This window comes from Paenibacillus sp. cl6col, assembly GCF_900102125.1.
GTDB lineage: Bacteria > Bacillota > Bacilli > Paenibacillales > Paenibacillaceae > Paenibacillus_B > Paenibacillus_B suaedae.
This window is the reverse complement of the sequence record NZ_FNAZ01000006.1, coordinates 183,702-204,849: the sequence shown is the minus strand read 5'-3', so window position 1 is coordinate 204,849 and position 21,148 is coordinate 183,702. Positions and strand designations below refer to the sequence as shown.

The 21,148-nt window shown below is 37.3% G+C and carries 7 protein-coding genes; all 7 read left to right on the top strand.

Going from position 1 to position 21,148, the window contains the following annotated elements; all coding sequences use genetic code 11:
• Positions 1–31 precede the first annotated feature (31 nt).
• From BLS15_RS17105 to BLS15_RS17075, 7 genes are read left to right on the top strand one after another with little or no spacing between them, the layout of a single operon-like run.
• Positions 32–4,546, top strand: coding sequence for a non-ribosomal peptide synthetase (locus BLS15_RS17105; protein ID WP_051614115.1), 4,515 nt, complete (start codon positions 32–34; stop codon positions 4,544–4,546).
• Positions 4,547–4,569: 23 nt separating this feature from the next.
• A complete protein-coding gene (locus tag BLS15_RS17100) occupies positions 4,570–5,820 on the top strand; it encodes a macrolide family glycosyltransferase (RefSeq protein WP_175460794.1) in 1,251 nt (416 codons plus the stop codon).
• Between the two features lie 15 nt (positions 5,821–5,835).
• Positions 5,836–8,943 (top strand): cyclic peptide export ABC transporter, encoded by a 3,108-nt coding sequence (locus tag BLS15_RS17095; protein WP_028532792.1) that lies wholly within the window; start codon positions 5,836–5,838, stop codon positions 8,941–8,943.
• A gap of 31 nt (positions 8,944–8,974) precedes the next feature.
• Positions 8,975–12,715, top strand: coding sequence for a non-ribosomal peptide synthetase (locus BLS15_RS17090; RefSeq protein WP_021255631.1), 3,741 nt, complete (start codon positions 8,975–8,977; stop codon positions 12,713–12,715).
• A 13-nt stretch (positions 12,716–12,728) separates the two neighbouring features.
• Positions 12,729–13,988 (top strand): ACP S-malonyltransferase, encoded by a 1,260-nt coding sequence (gene fabD, locus BLS15_RS17085; RefSeq protein WP_021255632.1) that lies wholly within the window; start codon positions 12,729–12,731, stop codon positions 13,986–13,988.
• A 30-nt stretch (positions 13,989–14,018) separates the two neighbouring features.
• Positions 14,019–17,855 (top strand): type I polyketide synthase, encoded by a 3,837-nt coding sequence (locus BLS15_RS17080; RefSeq protein WP_090512905.1) that lies wholly within the window; start codon positions 14,019–14,021, stop codon positions 17,853–17,855.
• Complete coding sequence (locus BLS15_RS17075; RefSeq protein WP_090512901.1) at positions 17,848–21,144, top strand: beta-ketoacyl synthase N-terminal-like domain-containing protein; 3,297 nt, start codon at positions 17,848–17,850, stop codon at positions 21,142–21,144. Before BLS15_RS17080 ends, BLS15_RS17075 begins: the two co-directional genes overlap by 8 nt.
• Positions 21,145–21,148 lie beyond the last annotated feature (4 nt).

Here is a 21,148-nt window from a genome sequence, read left to right as displayed (position 1 = left end):
TACATCCTTGTTAAGTGAAGGAGGGCCGGATATGGGTGGGATTATTCAGTCTGAAGGAAAAACATATTTTCCTTTGACTCATCCTCAAAAAAGAATTTGGTATATTGAAAAAATATACACCGAGACGTCTCTTCATAATATAGGCGGAACAGTTACGGTTAGAGGATTAGTGAACTTTAGCTTACTTGAAGAAGCAATACATGTAGTAATTCAAAAACATGAAGCAATGAGATTGCGTTTTATAGAATACAACAGTGAACCGTATCAATACTTACATAACTATGAACGAAGTCCATTAGAACGCATGGATTTTTCTCTGAGCAATAATCCGCGAGCAGAATTTAATAAATGGGTGAATCACGTGGCTAGCAAACCATCACTGCTAGTGGGAGAAAAATCACTATATTATTTTGCACTATTTAAGATTTCTGATAATGAAAATGGGTATTTTGTCAAGCTGCACCATATCATATGTGACGGTTGGTCATTTGGTATTATTACCGAACAAATTAGAACTATTTATTTGCGGCTGCTGTACAATGACGAGATAAATGTGGATCTTGAACCAACGTATCTTGATTACATTGAACAGGAAAAGAAATATGTACAATCTGACCGTTTTCAAAAGAATAAACGGTTTTGGTGCGATAAATTCAGTAGCACGCCTGACTCATTAATATGTTTCGATTCAGGAGAGACCGTTGGTAAAAGAAAATCATACGAATACAGCTCATTGCTTTCAGCAAAAATTAAAAATTTTGCTGCGAATCATAAATGCTCGCTAAACACTTTCTTTGTTGTAACAACATTACTTTACTTGTATAAATCTAGACAGGAAAATGAAATGATCATAGGAATACCTGTTCTAAACCGAACTGGACAAAAGGAAAAAAGTACGGTTGGAATGTTTACAAGTACTATGCCATTTCGATTTTGCATTGATGAACAGAGCACTTTTGCCGACATCATTGTTGCTGTGAATAAAGAGTTAACGAATTGTTACTTTCATCAACGGTTCCCCTATGATCTTCTATTGCAGGAATTAGATTTTAGAAAAAAAGGGGCAGGGAAGTTATTCGATATTTGTGTAAATTATTACAACACAAAACTACATACTGAAATAGATAATTTCCCTACTGAGAATATAGAGTTTTACAATGGGAACCAAGCCTATTCGCTTCAATTGATTATTAAAGATTGGTCTGAGTCGGGAAGTCTGAAATTGGAGATCGATTACCAGTTAAGTGAGTATACAGATGAACAAATTGATGAATTATATTACAGAATTGAAAACATCATTGGCCAAATTATCGATTATCCAAATCACCCAATCTGTGATCTTACTTTTCTGTCAAATTATGAAATGGAAAAACAGCTATATGAATTTAACGCTACAAATTACCAATATCCTAAAAATCAAACGATAGAACAACTTTTTGAACAACAAGTAGAAAAAACACCAAACAATATTGCGATTTGTAGGGATGAATATAGCTTAACCTATAGGGAACTTAACCAACAGTCTAATCAACTGGCAAGATTGCTTATAGATAAAGGTATAGGATCTGAGAGTATAGTCGCTATCATGACACATCATTCAATCGAAACAGTTGTAGGTATACTGGCAATCCTTAAAGCAGGGGGTGCCTACCTACCTATCGATCCTTCCTACCCAGATGATAGAATTACGTACATATTGGATGAGTCTAGGGCAGGAATATTACTTACAAACGAAAATGTGAAAAAAATAACATTTCCTGGAGTGGTTATTGATCTTAATGATGCAAGAATCTATACCGGAAACGATACTAACCTTGGGATGATAAATACGCCTAGAGATCTGGTTTATGTCATCTATACATCCGGATCAACAGGTAGACCTAAAGGTGTGATGATCGAACATCAAGGGCTCATGAATTACATTTGGTGGGCAAAAGAGATGTACGCAAATAACGAAAATGCAGTATTTCCGTTATTTACATCACTCGCATTTGACCTAACCGTTACCTCTATTTTCACACCTCTTATCTGTGGTGGCACGATCATGGTATACCAGGATAACCAAGAGCAGTTTGTATTGTACCGAATAATGAAGGAAAACAAAGCAACGGTCATTAAGTTAACTCCCTCACATTTGTCGTTATTAAGGGATATGGATTGCAGTAATTCTTCTGTCAAAAGATTTATTGTTGGAGGAGAAGACTTGAAGGTTACGCTTGCTATGGCAATCCATAATAATTTTCGAGGTAACGTTGAAATTTTTAATGAGTACGGACCTACAGAAACTGTGGTAGGGTGCATGATTAGGAAGTACGAACCATTCATGGATTCAAGAGTATCTGTCCCGATAGGGGTTCCGGCTCACAATGTGAAAGTTTATATCCTTGATAAACATCTAAAACCTGTACCGGAGAACTCCATCGGTGAACTATATATTTCAGGCGACGGAGTAGCGAGAGGTTACCTAAACCAGGCGAAGCTAACTCAAGAAAGGTTTATACCGAATCCATTTGTTCCGGGTCTTATGATGTACAAAAGTGGCGACTTGGCAAAAATGAAAAATGACGAGTTCATTTATCTTGGACGAATTGATCATCAAGTTAAGATACGTGGGTTTCGAATTGAATTAGCTGAGATAGAAAAGTACCTTATCCAGCATGAATCAATTGATAATACAGTAGTCATTGACCGCGAAAATGATAATAATGATAAATATTTATGCGCTTACATTGTGAAGCGGGACAAAGTTGCGGAATTATCATTCGATATGCTTAGAGATTATCTAAAAGCTTTCTTGCCAGAGCATATGATACCTGCATATTTTGTCGAAATTCAAGATATTCCTCTTAGTTCAAATGGAAAACTTGATAGGAATCTACTTCCAGCTCCGGAACTAAGAAGAACCACAAGTAAACATGAGAACCTTCCTTTTAGAAATGAAACAGAGGAAAAGTTGTTACAGATACTTAGTGCTGTTTTAGGCTGTCTTGATATTAGCCTTTCGGATAATTTTTATGATCTTGGTGGTGACTCAATAAAAGCTATTCAAGTTGCCTCTAAACTTATTGATGAAGGTTATTCAGTAAGAGTTAAAGATCTCCTTGCCAATCCAGTCATCGAACACATGTCGTCTAATATTAAGCCCTATGTAAAGCAACAATCCATTCATCAAAAAGTTTGTGAAGGCAGCGTAAGATCGACTCCTATGATTTCTTGGTTTCTTGTTCAAAACTTTAAGAATCCAAATCACTATAATCAATCAATATTACTTCAACTTAAGCGATCTATAACGGCTCAACAGATTGAATTTATTATGAATGAGCTAATGAAACACCACGATTCTTTACGCCTCAATGTTGACATGAACAACTCACAATTAATTTACACGAATGATAAGCAAAGTCAAGTTATTGTTTATGATTTATCGGAAGATGATGAGAACGAGCAGCTAAATAAAATGAGTATGTATGGGGCATTATTGAAGTCGAGTTTTAATATTTATACAGATGTTTTGATCAAAAGCGCAATATTTAACCTTGGCAGAAACGGTCAACGATTGTTATTGACAGCTCATCATTTAGTGATTGATGGGGTATCCTGGAGAATCCTCCTAGAAGACTTTGTCACTTTAATGAAATGCTTGGAAGATGGGGGCAACTCGAATTTACCACTTAAAACGTGTTCGATGCAAAGTTGGGCGCTTGAACTGGAACATTTGCATTTTGAATCGTTAAAGGAGAAACAATACTGGCTTTCAATTTTGAAAAACGAGACTAGGATCCCATTGGATTTTGATCAAAATGATGATACGGTTCTGAATTCATGTACGCTAACTCGACAATTATCGAAAGAGAAAACAACTCAGTTGTTATTTGAAGCAAACACTGCGTATGCGACGAAATCAGAAGATTTGATCGTATCTGCACTTGCGTTGGCGATATTCAATGTATTTTCAATAGACGATGTTGTCATAGAAATGGAAAGCCACGGTCGTGAAGAGTTAGGCGAGAACTATGATCTTTCACGCACTATTGGTTGGTTTACGAGTATTTACCCTGTTAAATTAACCAAAGCGTTAACGAAGGGGATCGCAGATCAAATCAAATTAATTAAAGAAGTTCTCCGGCATAATCCTAATGGTGGCAGAAGTTTTGGAGTTCTTACCCACCTATTAGATGAAATTCCCGCATTTAGCCAACAAAAAAGGATTCGTTTTAATTATCTTGGAGATTTCCAGGCCGCATTTAATAACGATTTATTTTGTTTTGCAAAAGAGAACACAGGCTCTGAATATGATTCAAGCAATCATCTTACTTCTCTAATCGATATTAATATTTTCATCGTAGATAGTCATTTGTGTATCCATACGACCTTTGGGCAAAAACAGTTTAAAGAACATACAATTGTACATTTTATTGACAGTTTTGTTGGTTTTCTTACTGAGATCATCCATCATTGTTCTAGTAAAAGTGGAATTGACTTTACACCTTCTGATTTTGAAACGATTGATATTTCACAAGAGGAACTTGATCAACTCTTCAATTGACAATGATGCTGGGAGGGGTCATTATGCCAAGGGCTGTTTATTTTAGTGTCGATTTGCATGGTCATGTCAATCCTACACTCGGCTTGATCAAATCACTGGTTGATAGAGGGGTAGAAATCTATTATTACTCTTGTGAAAAATTTCGGCATAGAATTGAAGATACAGGAGCTATTTTTAGGAGTTATGAAGGCCTCCTTGGATTTGGAACATATGATGGCCATGGTCTTGATACGTTTCTTGTATTTGCTGATTTTATTTTAAGTAAAAGTCAAATCATCGTCACTCATTTTATGGAAGAAATTAGAGACTTAGAGCCGAATTACATTATTCACGATTCGTTTTGCCATTGGGGGAAAGTGTTCGCGGAGCTGCTTGGCGTTCCAGGTATCTCTGTCATTGCCAATTTCCCATATATCGATGAAATGGCCGATATCGACCCAACGTTTTTTATGCAGCATGTTGTGAGAGCATCGGATGACCCTATATGTCGACGGTTTAACAACCCAAAAGAAATATACTCCAATCTCATGCATAAATTGGCTAGAATCATTGAGCATAAATATGGAATGCAAGAAATCAACATAATAAATGATGTCTTTTGCAGCAAAGAAGAATTAAATATCCTTTTTACATCTAGGTGTTTTCAACTTCACGCTGATGCATTCAGTGATCAGTATTTGTTTGCAGGATATTCCATATATCCAAGGGTAGAACATGTTGATTTTCCCTATGAGAAACTAGATCCAAATAAGCCATTGATTTATATAGCGTTTGGTACTATTTATAATGAGCTGCTGCATATATACAAATCTTGTTTTGAAGCTTTTAAAAATTCCGAACAACAAGTTGTATTATCGGTCGGAGACAAAATTGATTTAAATGATTTAGGGGAAATTCCCAATCATTTCATTGTCCGAAGTTATGTTCCGCAGCTCGAAATATTGAAACGTGCCAGTGTATTTATCAGTCATGGTGGAGCAAACAGTATCTACGAATCGATATGTTTTCATGTACCTTTAGTCGTTGTACCGCAAGTTTTTGATGAATTTATGGGTGCAATGATGGTTGAGGAGGCCGGAGCTGGGATATACATTCGCAATCGTGAAGCTGATGCGGTTCAGTTGAGAGAGGGAGTAAAGAGAATATTGAATGATAGCCAATATAAGTTGAATTGCAAAAGAATACATGAATCATTTGTTGATACTGGCGGTATAGCGAACGCTGTTGATGAAATAATAAACTATACATCCAAGTTTTCGATTATCTCACAGTAGAAAAAGGAGCAGAATATGAAACGAAGTAAAGTAATTATTTTAATGCTCTTTATGCTTCTAATTTGCTCTCTTAATCAAGAACAGGTCATAGCTGCAACTGTCTTGCCTAACTCCGAGGAAGTTGTAATTGAAAATTTTATACGAGACACCATGAACGATGCTACAATTCCGGGGCTTTCCGCCGTTATTGTAAAGGGCGATGAGACAATATACAGTAAAGGATTCGGATACGCCGATATAAAGGCAGAAAAATTAGTGACACCGGACACCTTGTTTGAACTCGGTTCTACGAGTAAAGCATTTACCGCACTTGCTATTTTACAACTAGAAGATCAAGGAAAACTCAATCTAGACGATTCGGTTACGAAATACATCCCTTGGTTCCAAATGAATTATGAGGGGGAAAATGTAGATATTACGTTAAAACATCTATTGCATCATACTAGTGGAATCCCCTTTAAGACAATAGGGGACATCCCGATACAAAGTGGGAATCATGCATTAGAAGAAACGGTTCGTACATTAATGAATAAGAGTTTAGATTTTATGCCAGGAGAAAAATTTCATTATGCAACCATAAATTACGATGTATTAGGATTCATTATACAACAGGTAACGGGTGAATCTTTTGAAAATTATTTACGTGATCAAATATTAAAACCACTAGATTTAAACAACACCTATTTATTCCGAAATGAAGCTGAACTTCATGGCATGGCCAAGGGCTATAAGCCTCACTTACTAACACTTGAAGAATATGATGCACCAATATACAGAGGTAATGTGCCGGCTGGATATGTCATTACAAACGCTATAGATATCGCAAAATGGTTAAAAATACAAATCGGTCGTGGAAATAACGAAAACTTCAATATGCAACTAGTTGAAAAGTCACATTTGCCGGATCGTACTGTTCCTCCAGGTGAAAGTGGATCCTCCTATGCTGCAGGATGGTCAGTATTCCAGTCAGGGACAGGGGAGATTTCCCATGAAGGGAGTAATCCGAACTTTTCGTCGTTCATTGTATTCAGACCCCAAGATCAGATTGGAGTCGCTGTCTTGGCAAATTCGAACTCAGCTAACACGAAAATCATAGGACAAGGGATAATGGATATATTGCGAGGTATTGAGCCTCATGAATCCGTTGCTGATACCTATAAAAACATTGATATCACTGCTTCCGTAGTCATTTTTGTTACCTTTGCGTTTATCCCTATCATATTGTTTTTTACATCCATCGCTATTAATCAAACATTTCGAAAAAAACGTAAGTTTATGGGGCAACCTAGTGGAGTAATAAAGAGTTTTATGTTATTGCTGATTTTCACCATATTTTTTGCGTTTTTCCTGTACAAGATCCCGGATGTATTGTATTTCGACTTAAATTGGGATTTCGTTCGGGTATGGGCACCAGATAGTCTGATATATGCTGTAATTAGTTTATTTATCTCCGTTTTGTTGTTTAATATTTACTACTTGCTGACTTCACTTTTCCCTAAAGAAGGCGATAAATCTCTCTTAGTACTAATTATGTTGAGTCTTGCAAGCGGTTTTGGAAACTCACTTATCATTTTTGTTATCAATGAGACCTTAAACCGAAGCGATAATGAACTCCAATTCCAATCTGGGTTACTTCTATATTTCATATTTGGCATTGTTATCTACGTTGTCGGGCAGAAACTTGTTAGAACGCGGATGATAACGATCACGAACAATATTATTTATGACCAAAGAACCAAATTAATCAGTAAGATACTTGGTACCCCTTATCAAAAAATAGAACTTCTAGAACAGGGAAATATTCAGACAACATTAATAAATGATGCGGAAACAGTCAGCGACTTTTCTAATATTATCGTTACTGGTGCGACCAGTCTCGTCACTCTCATTTGTTGTTTTCTCTACATGGGATCGATTAGTTCATACGGTATGTTTGCGTCTATCATGGTCATTGTTATAGCAGCTGGTCTCCACTTTATCATAGGTCGTCAAGCGAACAAATTATGGGAGCAAACAAGGGATATACAGAATACGTTTTATAAATTTATTCATGATATGATCGGTGGATTCAAAGAACTTAGTTTACATCGAAAAAAACAGTTGGATTTCAAACAAGATTTACAGATTAGTTGTGAGAACTATCGTGATAAACAAATATTAGGAAGCCTTAAATTTGCAAATATTAATGTTATTGGGGAATTACTCTTTACATTTGTAATAGGAGCTGTTGTATTCGCATTCCCTTTACTATTTAAGAAACAATTGACAATAGACTCTCTACGAAATTATGTATTCATTTTTTTGTATATGACGGGGCCTGTCCATGGGATATTGCGTACGATTCCAAGCATTCTTAGAGTTCGGATAAGTTGGAGCCGAATCAACCAGCTTTCCAAACAGTTAAACGAGGATGAAGGACTCACTCATAATGAAAATAGCAAGCCTCAATCAATAACGTTAGAGTTGAAAGCAGTTGAATATAGTTATAAAAACAGAGAACAAGAATTCTTTACGATCGGACCGATAAATTGTGTATTTCAATCAGGTGAAATAACGTTTATCACTGGCGGGAACGGCAGTGGCAAGTCGACGATGGCGAAGTTGCTCACTGGTCTATATAAGCCGGATTGCGGAGAAATATCAGTAAATGGTAAGGAAATTACGTACGATCAATTGAGTCAGAATTATTCAGCAATTTTCAGTGATTTTTATTTGTTTGATAAATTGTACGGGGTTGATTACTCGGCAAAAGAAAATGAAATAAAACATTTCTTAAAAATATTGCTTCTAAATGAAAAGGTTCATATCCAAAACGGTAAATTAAGTACTACAAAACTCTCAACGGGACAAAGAAAAAGATTAGCTCTATTAATTAGTTATCTAGAGGATCGTCCTATATATCTTTTTGACGAGTGGGCAGCAGATCAAGACCCTGAATTCAGAGAATTCTTCTACTATACGTTACTCCCTGAACTGAAGAATCAAGGGAAGTGCATCATTGCTGTAACTCATGATGACCGATTCTATCATGTTGCTGACAAATTTATAAAGATGGAGATGGGGAAGATTGTACAAATGAAGTTGAAGGCTGATTCTGAATTTGTACAAGATGAGGTTGTTTGAAATGAAATCTATGGAGAGTCGGTGACCATATATGTTAGGAGACAATGCTAAAAAGATTGATAAATCTAATGTAGAAGACATAGTAGCTCTATCACCGATACAAAAAGGATTGCTATATCATTATTTAAAACATGGAGAACTTGATTATTATTTTGAGCATCTCGACCTAACGCTTACGGGTCAGCTTTGCTTATCATCCATAAGAAGAGCTTGGAATTTTGTAGCCGAAACAAATGAGTTGCTGCGAACCGTTTTTAGATGGGAAAACCTAGATCATCCCCTTCAAATTATATTGAAACAACATACAATTCCCGTAACGATTCACGATTTTTCGGTTCTTACTGAAGAAGAGCGAGAAAAGTTAGTACAAAACGTTAGAGAGCAAGAACGTAATGTTCGATTAAACCTTGAAGTTGAACCAATCCGAGTAACAGTGTGCAAATTAACGAATAACACTTCCGAGATGATCGTTCGTTGGCACCACATCTTATTTGATGGGTGGAGTAATGCAATTATTCTAAAAGAATTACTGGATGCGTACAACTCCTACTATCTTGGTAATCATCCAAAACAAACAAATAAAACAAAATACAAGGAATTCATCAAGTGGCACCAACGGCAGAACAGATCTAAACAAGAGACATTCTGGAGTAACTTTCTTTGTCACTTTGAAGAATCATCCAGTTTGCCATATGACTGGAGTGGGGAGCCATCAGGGGTCGTAGATAGGTTTATTTCGGAGTTGTCTTTATCTGACACTTCCCTTGCAGTTGAATTTGCAAGACAGCAACAACTTACCATTTCTTCGCTTTTATATAGTGTGTGGGCGTTGATGTTAATCAAATATAACTCTCAATGTGATATCGTTTTTGGAACTACAGTATCTGGGAGAGTTCCCTCAATTGAAGCAATTGAGGAAATGGTGGGCCTTTTTATAAACACAGTACCATTGCGTATAAAATCAGATTTCGGCATGCAGGCCCATGATTTCATTCGCTATGTAGATGAAACCTTGCGAATAAGGGAAGAATTTGAACAAACACCGCTAGTGGAAATAGAGAAATATTGCAATCATGAAGGGATCGCGCCACTATTTAATTCCATTGTTGTGATCGAGAATTACCCTGTAGACTCGAAGCTTAGACAAGCAGGTTTTTTAAATATAGAGAGTTACCAAATGTACGAAACTACGAATTATCCACTAACTCTTGGAATCAATTTGAAAGAAAAATTAGAACTGGAATTCATATACGATACTAGTTTATTTACTAGGGAGTTCGTAGAAAGAATGTATGGGCATTTTCAAAATATTTTGTTACAGGTGATTAACAAGCCAGAAATAAGACTTAGTGAAATAGAAATCGTTACAGCTACTGAGAAAAATCAGATTTTATATGCATTTAATAAAGATTTGCATTTGCCTGATAATGGTGAAGTCGTTCATCAGGCTTTTGAGAAGCAGGCAGATAGAACTCCTGATGCAACGGCAATTATCTATAAAGGGATAAAATATAGTTATCGTGAGATCAATGAAAAAGCGAATGCACTAGCACGAATGTTGAGACAAAAAGGTGTGCACGAGGAGAGCTTTGTACCAATTTTGATGGAACGATCGCAAACCTTAATTATATCTATGTTAGGTGTTCTAAAAGCTGGTGGATCGTATATTCCGATTGACAGTGAATACACTTCCGACAGAATTTCAAGAATCTTAGCTGATTGTGAGGCAAACATTCTCGTAACGAAGCAAAAGTTTATGAAAGACATGCATTTTTCAGGTCACACTGTTTTCGTAGAAGATGATTTTGGTGAAGCTGACGCCACAAATCCCAGTAATCTGAACTGCTCATCACATTTGGTTTATATGATCTATACGTCAGGTTCCACTGGCATACCCAAAGGGGTAATGATTGAGCATCGTAATTTACTTGCCTATGTAAGAGCATTTCAACAGGAATTCAGCTTGTCAACGGAGGATGTTATTCTTCAACAAGCCTCTTGCTCTTTTGATGTATTTGTGGAGGAAGTTTACCCAGCTTTGCTTAACGGCGGGACTGTGCTTATTGCGGATAAAGAAGATATTCTGGATTTAAAAAAGCTTGAAAACTTGCTCCACACCCATCAGGTCAGTATTGTATCTTGTTCACCTCTTCTATTGAACGAGTTGAATCGAAGAGCAAACTTTGTTTTTATTCATACTTTTATCAGTGGGGGAGATGTTCTTAAGCCAAACTATATCTCTAATCTGATTGGACATTCGAAAGTTTATAATACTTACGGCCCTACTGAAACAACTGTGTGTGCCACCTATTATCGGTGCAATCGAACCGATGATAATAGTATCCCTATTGGAGGTCCAGTATTAGGATACAACGTCTATATACTTAATCAAGAGAATCAGATTTTGCCTATTGGTATACCTGGTGAAATATGCATTGCTGGTGCAGGAGTCGGTCGTGGATATCGAAATAATCCGAATTTGTCTGCTGAAAAATTTATTTCAGATCCTTTCAATTCCCGTCTACGAATGTACAGGACAGGAGATTTCGGAAAGTGGCTCCCTGACGGTTCCATACATTTTATGGGGCGGAAAGATGAGCAAGTTAAAATCAGGGGATTTCGGATCGAACTTGGTGAAATTGCTCATCATCTTTCAAGTTATGAAAGTATCGAGGATGCAGTCGTTTTGATCGTAAATGATCACACAGGCAACAAATCGATTTCAGCTTATTTGAAGTCAAAGGTTCAACTAACGGTTAGTGAAATAAAAGATTATTTGGCAGGGAAATTGCCTTATTATATGATTCCCTCCCACTTTTATAAAATTGATGCTGTACCACTTACCTCAAATGCAAAAATTGATAAGTCAGCTTTGATCAAATGCGGCCGCAGTTTACATGCTGGGGAAGAAAGTAGCGACACTCCCGATGAAATTGAAAGTTTAATACGTCGAGTGTGGGTGGATATTTTACAGCTTGAAAATGTTGGGTTGCATGACCACTTCTTCGATATTGGAGGAAATTCAATTCTATTAATGCAGCTGCACGCAAAATTAGAAAAAGAGTATAGTTGGGGTGTTTCTATACCTGATTTATTTATCTACTCTACGATTTCCAAGCTTGCAAAATATGTTGCGACCAAAAAACAAGAACTCAGTGAAGAAGTGTTCTTAAATTATGAAAAACTCCCCTCTAACTTCTTTCAACATAATACAAATGCAAACGGTGAGGGAACAATCAAGTTTTACTTGAAAAATCAACGTTTCAAAACATTGAAACAAGTAGCTACAGTCAACAATATTGAACTCTTAGATGTACTGTTATCGATGTATGTATTTCTATTCTCTCAGATTAATAAGCAGAAGACAGTGACCCTTCAATTTACAAGAGCTAATGGATATGCTGTTCCTCTGCTCATAGATTTATCACAGTTTCAAGAGTTCCCTAGACTATTTCAATACATTAGTGAGAAAAGAAATGATGATTTCTATAACCAAACGTATCACTTGGATCAAGCCTATACGATTCGAAGAAACAAAGGTTTCGATGAAATCTTACCTTTAGTTTCGATTGGTGATGAGTTAGCTATTAATTCAAAGTTATTAGAAATATTTGATCTTGTTCTAATTCTAGAAGAACACTACGAGGATGAACAGTTCTTATTCGTATGCAAATTTAACAATAGGCGACTTGGAACGCAACAAATATCCTCCTTAATTAATGGCTATTTGGATGTTGTTGGACAACTTGCAGACAATCATGTTTTTTCATAAGGGGAGAAGAAATATGAAGCGTTTAGCGTTTTTGTTTCCTGGGCAAGGATCTCAATTCGTAGGCATGGGTAAGCAGTTCTATGACAACTATAAAGTGGCGAAAGATGTTTTTGAGGAGGCCAGTGATACACTAGGGCTTGATTTTGTAAAATTATGTTTTGACAGTGCTTCAGATGAGCTTGCTCGCACTGAAAATACACAACCTGCAATACTTACAATGAGTGTTGCCGCGTACAAGCTATATATGGAGCTCATTGGCTTTCAACCCGCTTATGCCGCCGGACATAGCCTAGGAGAGTTCTCTGCGTTAACATGTGCAGGAGTTATTACATTTGCGGATGCATTGCAGATAGTGAGGCAAAGAGGAATATTCATGCAGGAAGCAGTTGCAGAAGAGATCGGTGCGATGTGTGCGATCATTGGTATGCGGCAAGAAATTGTTGAGGAAGAATGCAAGAAATTCTCGGAATCAGATCGAATTGCTGTAATATCTAACTACAATTCTCCACAACAAACGGTTATTTCTGGACATAGGAAAGCTGTTAACTCAGTTGCTAAACAACTTGAAGATCGAGGTGCCCGTGTTTCGTTCTTGCGAGTCAGTGCTCCTTTTCATAGCCCATTAATGGAACCGGCTGCATGTAAGCTACATCAAGAATTGCTTACTTATAAATACAATCAGTTTGATTTTCCGGTTATATCCAATGTTTCTGGAAGACCATACCGTGATGATAGCGAGGTCATTGAAACGCTTACCGCTCAAATGACCTCACCTGTACGATGGAATGAATCTATGCAGTATCTTGTTCAGATGGGGATAAACCACTTTGTGGAGTTAGGGCCACAAAACATACTGACGAAATTACTAAAGGATAATGAGCAAATAGTAAGTCTAGCTTTTGGGAAAATACAAGATGTCGAGCTCGCAAAGAAAGTATTCGAAATCGAAATGATGAGTAATACCTCTAATGGAGAACAAAAGAACTTGATAACGAAATGCCTTGCTGCAGCTGTGTGCACAAAAAATAATAATTGGGATAATGAAGCTTACCGATCGGGTGTCATTGAATCATACAAGAAAATCGAACAAATACAGCAGAAAATCGACTTGTATGATCATTTCCCAACTGTTGAAGAATTAAAGGAAGCAATATATCTGTTGAAAACGATCTTCGAAACAAAGCAAGTACCTCTACAAGAACAACAAGAACGATTTAAAGAGATTTTAGAGCAAACTGGGACGACTTCTTTATTCTCGGATATTTTATCTTAGTCATTATCCTTAGGAAGTTCGGAGGTAACCATGTTAGATCTAAATTCAATTCAATTAAAAGATATTACGGTAAAAGGCGAATATGACGTACACGTTGACGATTCTATTGTGTCGGATATTGCAATAATTGGGATAGGTGTAAACCTTCCTGGAGCGGATACGGTTGAAGAGTTTTGGCACAACCTTCGCACTGGTTTTGATGGTGTTCGAGATATTCCGACTTCGAGAAAAAAAGATGTTGATAACTATTTTGCTTGTTTAGGCAAAGAATCAAAAGCAATCCGTTACGGTCAGGCTGCATATTTAGAGGATATAGATAAGTTTGATTACAATTTTTTTAAAATATCCCCTAAGGAGGCAAGTCTACTTGATCCCAACCAACGCCTTTTTCTTCAAGTTGCATGGAGTGCAATTGAGGATTCAGGTTATGGAGGCAAGAAGCTTGAAGGAAGCAATACGGGGGTTTATTTGGGATTCGGATCCGATTCGGACTATAAAAAAATAATACATGAAGTTGATCCGGAATCCCTTCAGTTGTCTATGCCAGGGAATGTAAGGCCGATCATCGCTAGCCGAATTTCTTATATTACAGATCTAAAAGGCCCCAGTATGATTGTAGATACGACTTGTTCCTCATCACTTGTGGCCGTTCATCTCGCTTGTCAGGCATTACGTAATGGAGAATGTGATATGGCGATTGCTGGGGGCGTACAAATTCATTTATTGCCCGTAAGGGATTTCGAGGTAGGCATTGAATCGTCAACTTCACGAACGCGCGCATTTGACGATAGTTCGGACGGGACAGGAACCGGTGAAGGCGTAATTGCCATTATGTTAAAACCGCTGACCAAAGCAATAGAGGACAGAGATAATATTTATTCTGTAATTAAATCAACTGCAGTTAACCAAGACGGCAATTCACCAGGAATCACTGCACCCAATGCTGAGGCGCAAGAAGAATTAATAGTAGACGCATGGAACAAAGCTGGGATTCATCCTGAAACGATATCTTACATTGAGGCTCATGGGACAGGAACTAAATTGGGGGACCCTATCGAAGTAGAAGGCATACAGCGAGCTTTTCAACGGTATACAGATCGAAAACAATTTTGTGCCATAGGGTCTGTAAAGAGCAATATCGGTCATTTAGACAATACCTCTGGAATCGTGGGATTGTTAAAGGCCGTCATTTCTCTAAAATACAAAGAATTATTTCCAACTCTTCATTTCAAGAGACCTAACCGTAAAATTAACTTTGAGTCATCACCTTTATATGTAAACGATCAGTTAAAAAAATGGGAAGTTGGAAATGACAAACGTCGATGTGGCGTAAGTTCGTTTGGATTAAGCGGAACTAACTGTCATGTAATAATGGAAGAAGCTCCAGAACAAGTAACATCTGCGCCAGTACCAAGAAATGAAATATTCCTTATTTCAGCTAAAACGGAGACCTCTATCAATAAACTGGTTAGAAGATTTATATCTTACTTACATGTACATAAAGAAATCAATATTGCTGATTTATGTTACACGCTTAGCACAGGAAGAGGTCATTACAATTACAGGCTGGCTATCATTGCAAAGAGTACAGAAGATCTTCTGGAAAAGTTAAATCTGATTGAGCGAAATGGACTGAACACAGAATACGGAAGCACGATGCAATATAATGAGTTTTCATTACAACATGTGGCTAATAAAGAACAGACTCTATTGGCACACGAACAAATAATCAATTATTTGGCGACTGAGAGGCAGGAAACAAGAATACTGCAAGAAGTAGCCACTCTTTACGTTCAAGGAGCCGATATTGAATGGGAAAGTCTGTACCGTAGGGAAAAAAGATACAGGTTACATCTTCCGGCTTATTCATTTGTAAAGAATCGATGCTGGTTGGATATTCAGCCGCGTAAGAACATATCAACCGTTGAAAATAAGCTGGACAGATTTTACACAAGCACATGGGAAATAAAAGATCTGCAAAAGGTTGTTGAGAAAAAACCGATAGTATCATTGCTAATTAATGATGGTCATGGAGTAGGTACTATAATCGCTGAAAAGCTTAGAAAAGATGGCGAAACAGTAATAAAAGTAGAAGCAGGCGAAACATTCAAAAAAATTAATGAAGAAGCTTATATTATCGCAGGAGACATTAATGATTATAATCTGTTGATTAAGGATATCGATTGGACAAAGGTGACCAGAGTTATTCATATTTGCTCATTATCTGGCAATGAGTATGAAGATACATTGGACAATTTGGAGCAAGGTTTAGAACGTGGCGTATATAGTCTGTTCTATCTCATAAAAGCTTTAACGGCTCAACAAATAAGTAATGGGATAAATATTAAAATTGTAACCACTTATGCGGTTCAAGTAAGTAATGAAAGAACGGAAATACGCCCTGAACGTTCTGCTTTATTTGGTTTAGGCAAAGTCATCGGATGGGAAAATAAAACCTTGCATGTGAACTGTATCGACATCGATGACAAAACTGATTTGGACAATGTGATCAATGAATTCCGTGCTCAAGATAAAGAATACAAAGTGGCATATCGAAATAACAAAAGATACGTTGAACGGCTTATCAGTAAAAATTTTCCAAGTTCAAGCCAAGCAGGATTTAAATTGCAAACTGATGGTGTGTATATCATTACTGGAGGAGCAGGTGGTATCGGATTAGAGATAGCTACATTTTTGGCTGCAAAAGAAAAAATTACGTTGGCGTTATTAAATCGCTCTCCGTTGCCGAAGGGATCCATCTCTCCAACAGGCGATAGGGATCGACAACTCGCACAATTCACCGCAATGAAAAATATTGAACAAATGGGGGCCAAGCTAGAGTATATCCAAGCAGATATTACAGATGAAGAGCAATTGAAGACTGCCATCGCTTTGCTAAAAAATCGATATGGGAAAATCAACGGTGTCGTACATGCAGCAGGAATTGCTGAGGGAGACTTGTTAAGAAATTTATCACTTCATACGTTCAAAAAGGTGATGGCACCTAAAGTGCAAGGAACCTGGTTACTTAACAAATATCTGCACGAAGAAGATTTGCAATTCTTTGTGTTATTCTCCTCAGCCATTACTTTAATCGGGGGACTAGGTTCCGGTCCATATACAGCTGCAAATGCGTTTATGGATGCATTTCCTTCTTACCGGGGGAGCAAAATTGGAAAAACAATGGTGATCAACTGGCCGTCATGGCAGAAAACAAGTTTAGCTGATAATAGCAGCATTGTTGATGAAAAGAAGGAATTATTTAGCATGCTATCTCCGGAAGATGCAGTTAAGGCATTTTATAATGCGATCCAGAGTGACTCGGCACAGATGTTCATTGGTAATTTAAATGTAAATAGTGATGTATTTGAACTAGGCGATTTTCTTCCATTCCGCTTATCTCCTAAGGTGAGGGAGGAAATAGTAACAGGAAATGTTAACACACAGGACATGGTTCCTACAGGAAACCAATTACAGGTCAAACTTAAAGGGAAATCCAGTGCATATACGTATGTAGAAAAACAGATTGCAAAGGCGTGGCGTCAAGTTCTTGGTTATGAAGAGTTGGATGTAAACGATAACTTTTTTGATATTGGTGGAGATTCGATTATGATCACTCGAGTCCATTCCATCATTGATAAGGAATTTCCTAATAAAGCAACAATCGCAGATCTATTTTCTTACCCTACAGTAGCCAAGTTATCTGAGCATATCAGTAAGGATGATTATACATCCAGTAGTCAGCCTAAAGTAAGCAATAATGTCAGATCAAATATCTCAGCATTGTTCGAGCGAGTATCACAAGAAGAAATAACCATTGAACAAGCTATAACATTATATCGCGCAATTGGGGTGAAGCATGGATAAAATTGCACGGATAATATTTGAAAAAGTTTCTTCAGGTGAATTAGAGAAAGAAATTGGCTTGGATATATTACAAGAATTAAAAGAGATCAACACAACAAACAACCAAGATATTGCAGTTATCGGCCTCTCCGTTAATTTGCCAGGAGCTAGCAACTTGGATGAATTTTGGAGGAATATTAGAAATAAACGTGAATTCATTCGAGAACTATCTAATGTTAGAAAGCAAGATAGCGAATCATTTATATTAAACTTCACACATCTTGACAAAAAAAGCATAAGGTACAGTTACGGTGGGTATTTAGATAACGTTGATCATTTTGATTATAGTTTCTTTCATTTATCTCCAAATGAAGCAGCGTATATGGATCCCAATCAGAGACTCTTCCTCGAAAGCTGTTGGGAGGCAATTGAAGATGCTGGTTACGGAGGCAACAAACTAATTGGAAGCAGAACGGGAGTTTATCTTGGTTATGCCGACTGGCCTGTTTACGGTCAATATGTTTCGAAGAATTGTCCAACCTTTATTAATACAGCTAGCGTTGGCAACACCCCTTCAATCATTGCAAGCCGAATCTCCTTTCTGCTTAACTTCCAAGGGCCAGCCTTTCTTGTTGATACAGCTTGTTCATCATCATTGGTTGCGATCCATTTAGCTTGCACGGCATTAAAGAATAACGAATGTGAACAAGCTATCGCAGGTGGTGTAAAGGTTTCTCTTATACCCGCCGAAGGCGTGTTCGAAATAGGAATCGAGTCGTCTAACCGAAAGACGAAGACTTTTGATGCTGACTCAGATGGTACTGTTTGGGGTGAAGGCAGTATTGCATTATTACTAAAGCCTCTGGAAAAAGCATTGTCGGATAATGATTATATCTACGCAGTCATAAAAGGCAGTGCCATGAATCAAGATGGGGCTTCCGTAGGAATTACTGCACCGAATGCTGCTTCACAAGAAAAATTACTAATGAATGCGTGGAAAGATGCTGGGATAGACCCTGAAACAATCTCCTACATCGAAGCACATGGGACTGGAACAAAGTTGGGTGATCCTATTGAAATTGATGGAATAAGAAGGGCGTTTCGTCATTTTACGGATAAAAAACAATTTTGTGGAATTGGTTCCGTTAAAACAAATATTGGGCACCTAGACGGCACCTCTGGAGTCGCAGGTTTGGTTAAAGCTATCGCATCACTAAAGTATAAAGAACTTCTCCCGACAATTAATTTTTCGAAGCCTAACAGTAAAATTGGGTTTGAAGATTCTCCAGTATATGTGAATGATCGATTACAGACATGGGAGACAGGATATAACCCTAGAAGGTGTGGTGTAAGTTCTTTTGGATTTAGCGGTACGAATTGTCACGTGATTTTAGAAGAATCTCCCCTTCTAGATGAGAATCAATCTATTGATGCCAGTGGCGAGATTGTCCTTGCATTATCTGCTAAAAGTAATTCGGCTTTGAAAGAATTAGTCGAAAAATATATTCCGTTTTTAGAGGACAGCCAAGTTAATTTACATGACATTTGTTACACTGCCAACACAGGACGAGGGCATTACAATGTTCGATTGGCTATCATTGCGGATGACAGAAGAGAACTGATAAAAAAGCTCAATTTAATCTTAGTTCAAAATTTCAATATCCCGCCTAATAACGGAATTTTCTTTGGCGAACATCGCGCGGTAACTGTGATTCGAAATGACAGATCACAGGGGATAATCACAACTGAAGAATGCAGACAGTTAAGTGATGAAGCGAATGAACAACTTTTGGATATAGATAACAATAATAAATGGGTCAACATAAATACGATTTGCCAATTGTATATCAAGGGGGCAAATATTAATTGGGAATTATACTATAAGACAGAAAACAGGAGAAAAGTTCGAGTCCCCACCTACCCATTTCAACGTGTCAGATGCTGGATTGATACGAATGATGCAGTTCATGAACAATTGAACCATACAGAGGTTAGGCTGACAGGAAGGACAGATAATGATTATCCAGAGCTAGAAAAACAAATAGCAACTGTATGGGGAGAGACATTGGGACTTACTGAAATCGATGTTTATGCTGACTTTTTTGACCTAGGTGGGAATTCTATCTTAGCTGTTAAAATGGAAGTTGATTTGGAACGACTGAATATTTCCGTTTCTTCAGAAATGATATACAACTATCGGAGTCTTCATGCAATAGTTGAACAATTGGAAAAGTTAGATTCAAAAAATGTAAGTAACAACTTCCTGTCAGATGAGATCATTATGGATTCCCTGTTGCAGGACAGTAGACTTTTGGAAAGATTCAATCCGTTTAATGATGTTTTTTTCAAAAATTGCTTCTATAACTCTGTCTTTCCGATTATTTCACACTTTCAAGAAGATATTTTTCCTTTTCTACTTGATGATTTCATCTTGTTCACTTTCATGGAAGGTGATGATGGCGGCAAAATCTATTCAGTCGAATATTGCGCATCGCATGAATTGCAAGACCTGTTCGAAGACTCGAATCTTGTCGTGGAGAGCAAATGGGATCATGAAAAAATAATTGAAGACATTATTGAAGGCATCTCAGGGGATAGGCCGGTAGTTGTGTGGGTCGACTCCTATTACGAATCAATTCGAAAAGACACCTTTCTCAAACAACATTTGGATCACACCATACTTGTATATGGTTACGATAAAAAAAATGAGCTTTTCCACGTAATTGAACATGATCGACGCGAAAACCTTTCCTACAAGAAATGCATCATGCCGTTCACTGATATTATAAATGGTTCGGAAGGGTACAAGAGAAATTTTTCGAGTGAAAATAAACCGAGTCATTATATTTTCAGTCATCAAAAAAGGGAGCGGCGAAAGCCTGACTATGTCGATATCTTTGCAGAAAACATAGAAAATCATAGAGATAAACTACAATCAAGCATGAACGCTTTGCACCAATTCAATCAATATTTCATCACATTAGCTAGCAATGAGCTAGAATTACGATCCCAACTCGATACTTTGATCAGCTTTTTCAATGATGTTTTAAATGCTAAGTATATCGAGAAATATCGTTTAACATTATTGTTTGGTGAAGATGACGAAGTTGTGCTTCATGTAATTAAATTGATAGCACAATGGGATCATATTAGAAAATCAGTTCTTAGGTTCAAGTATCAGCCTATTTATCATACTGATATGTTTCAACCAGCCTATGAGAAATTACTTGAGCTTGAAGCTGATGAAAAATCATTTCACATCACATTGTTTGCAAAATTGGATCATGTCACAAGGCAAAATCAACTGTAAAGAA

Coding starts and splice junctions, on each gene's coding strand:
- BLS15_RS17105 (WP_051614115.1), top strand. CDS start 32: ATGGGTGGGATTATTCAGTCTGAAGGAAAAACATATTTTCCTTTGACT.
- BLS15_RS17100 (WP_175460794.1), top strand. CDS start 4,570: ATGCCAAGGGCTGTTTATTTTAGTGTCGATTTGCATGGTCATGTCAAT.
- BLS15_RS17095 (WP_028532792.1), top strand. CDS start 5,836: ATGAAACGAAGTAAAGTAATTATTTTAATGCTCTTTATGCTTCTAATT.
- BLS15_RS17090 (WP_021255631.1), top strand. CDS start 8,975: ATGTTAGGAGACAATGCTAAAAAGATTGATAAATCTAATGTAGAAGAC.
- fabD (WP_021255632.1), top strand. CDS start 12,729: ATGAAGCGTTTAGCGTTTTTGTTTCCTGGGCAAGGATCTCAATTCGTA.
- BLS15_RS17080 (WP_090512905.1), top strand. CDS start 14,019: ATGTTAGATCTAAATTCAATTCAATTAAAAGATATTACGGTAAAAGGC.
- BLS15_RS17075 (WP_090512901.1), top strand. CDS start 17,848: ATGGATAAAATTGCACGGATAATATTTGAAAAAGTTTCTTCAGGTGAA.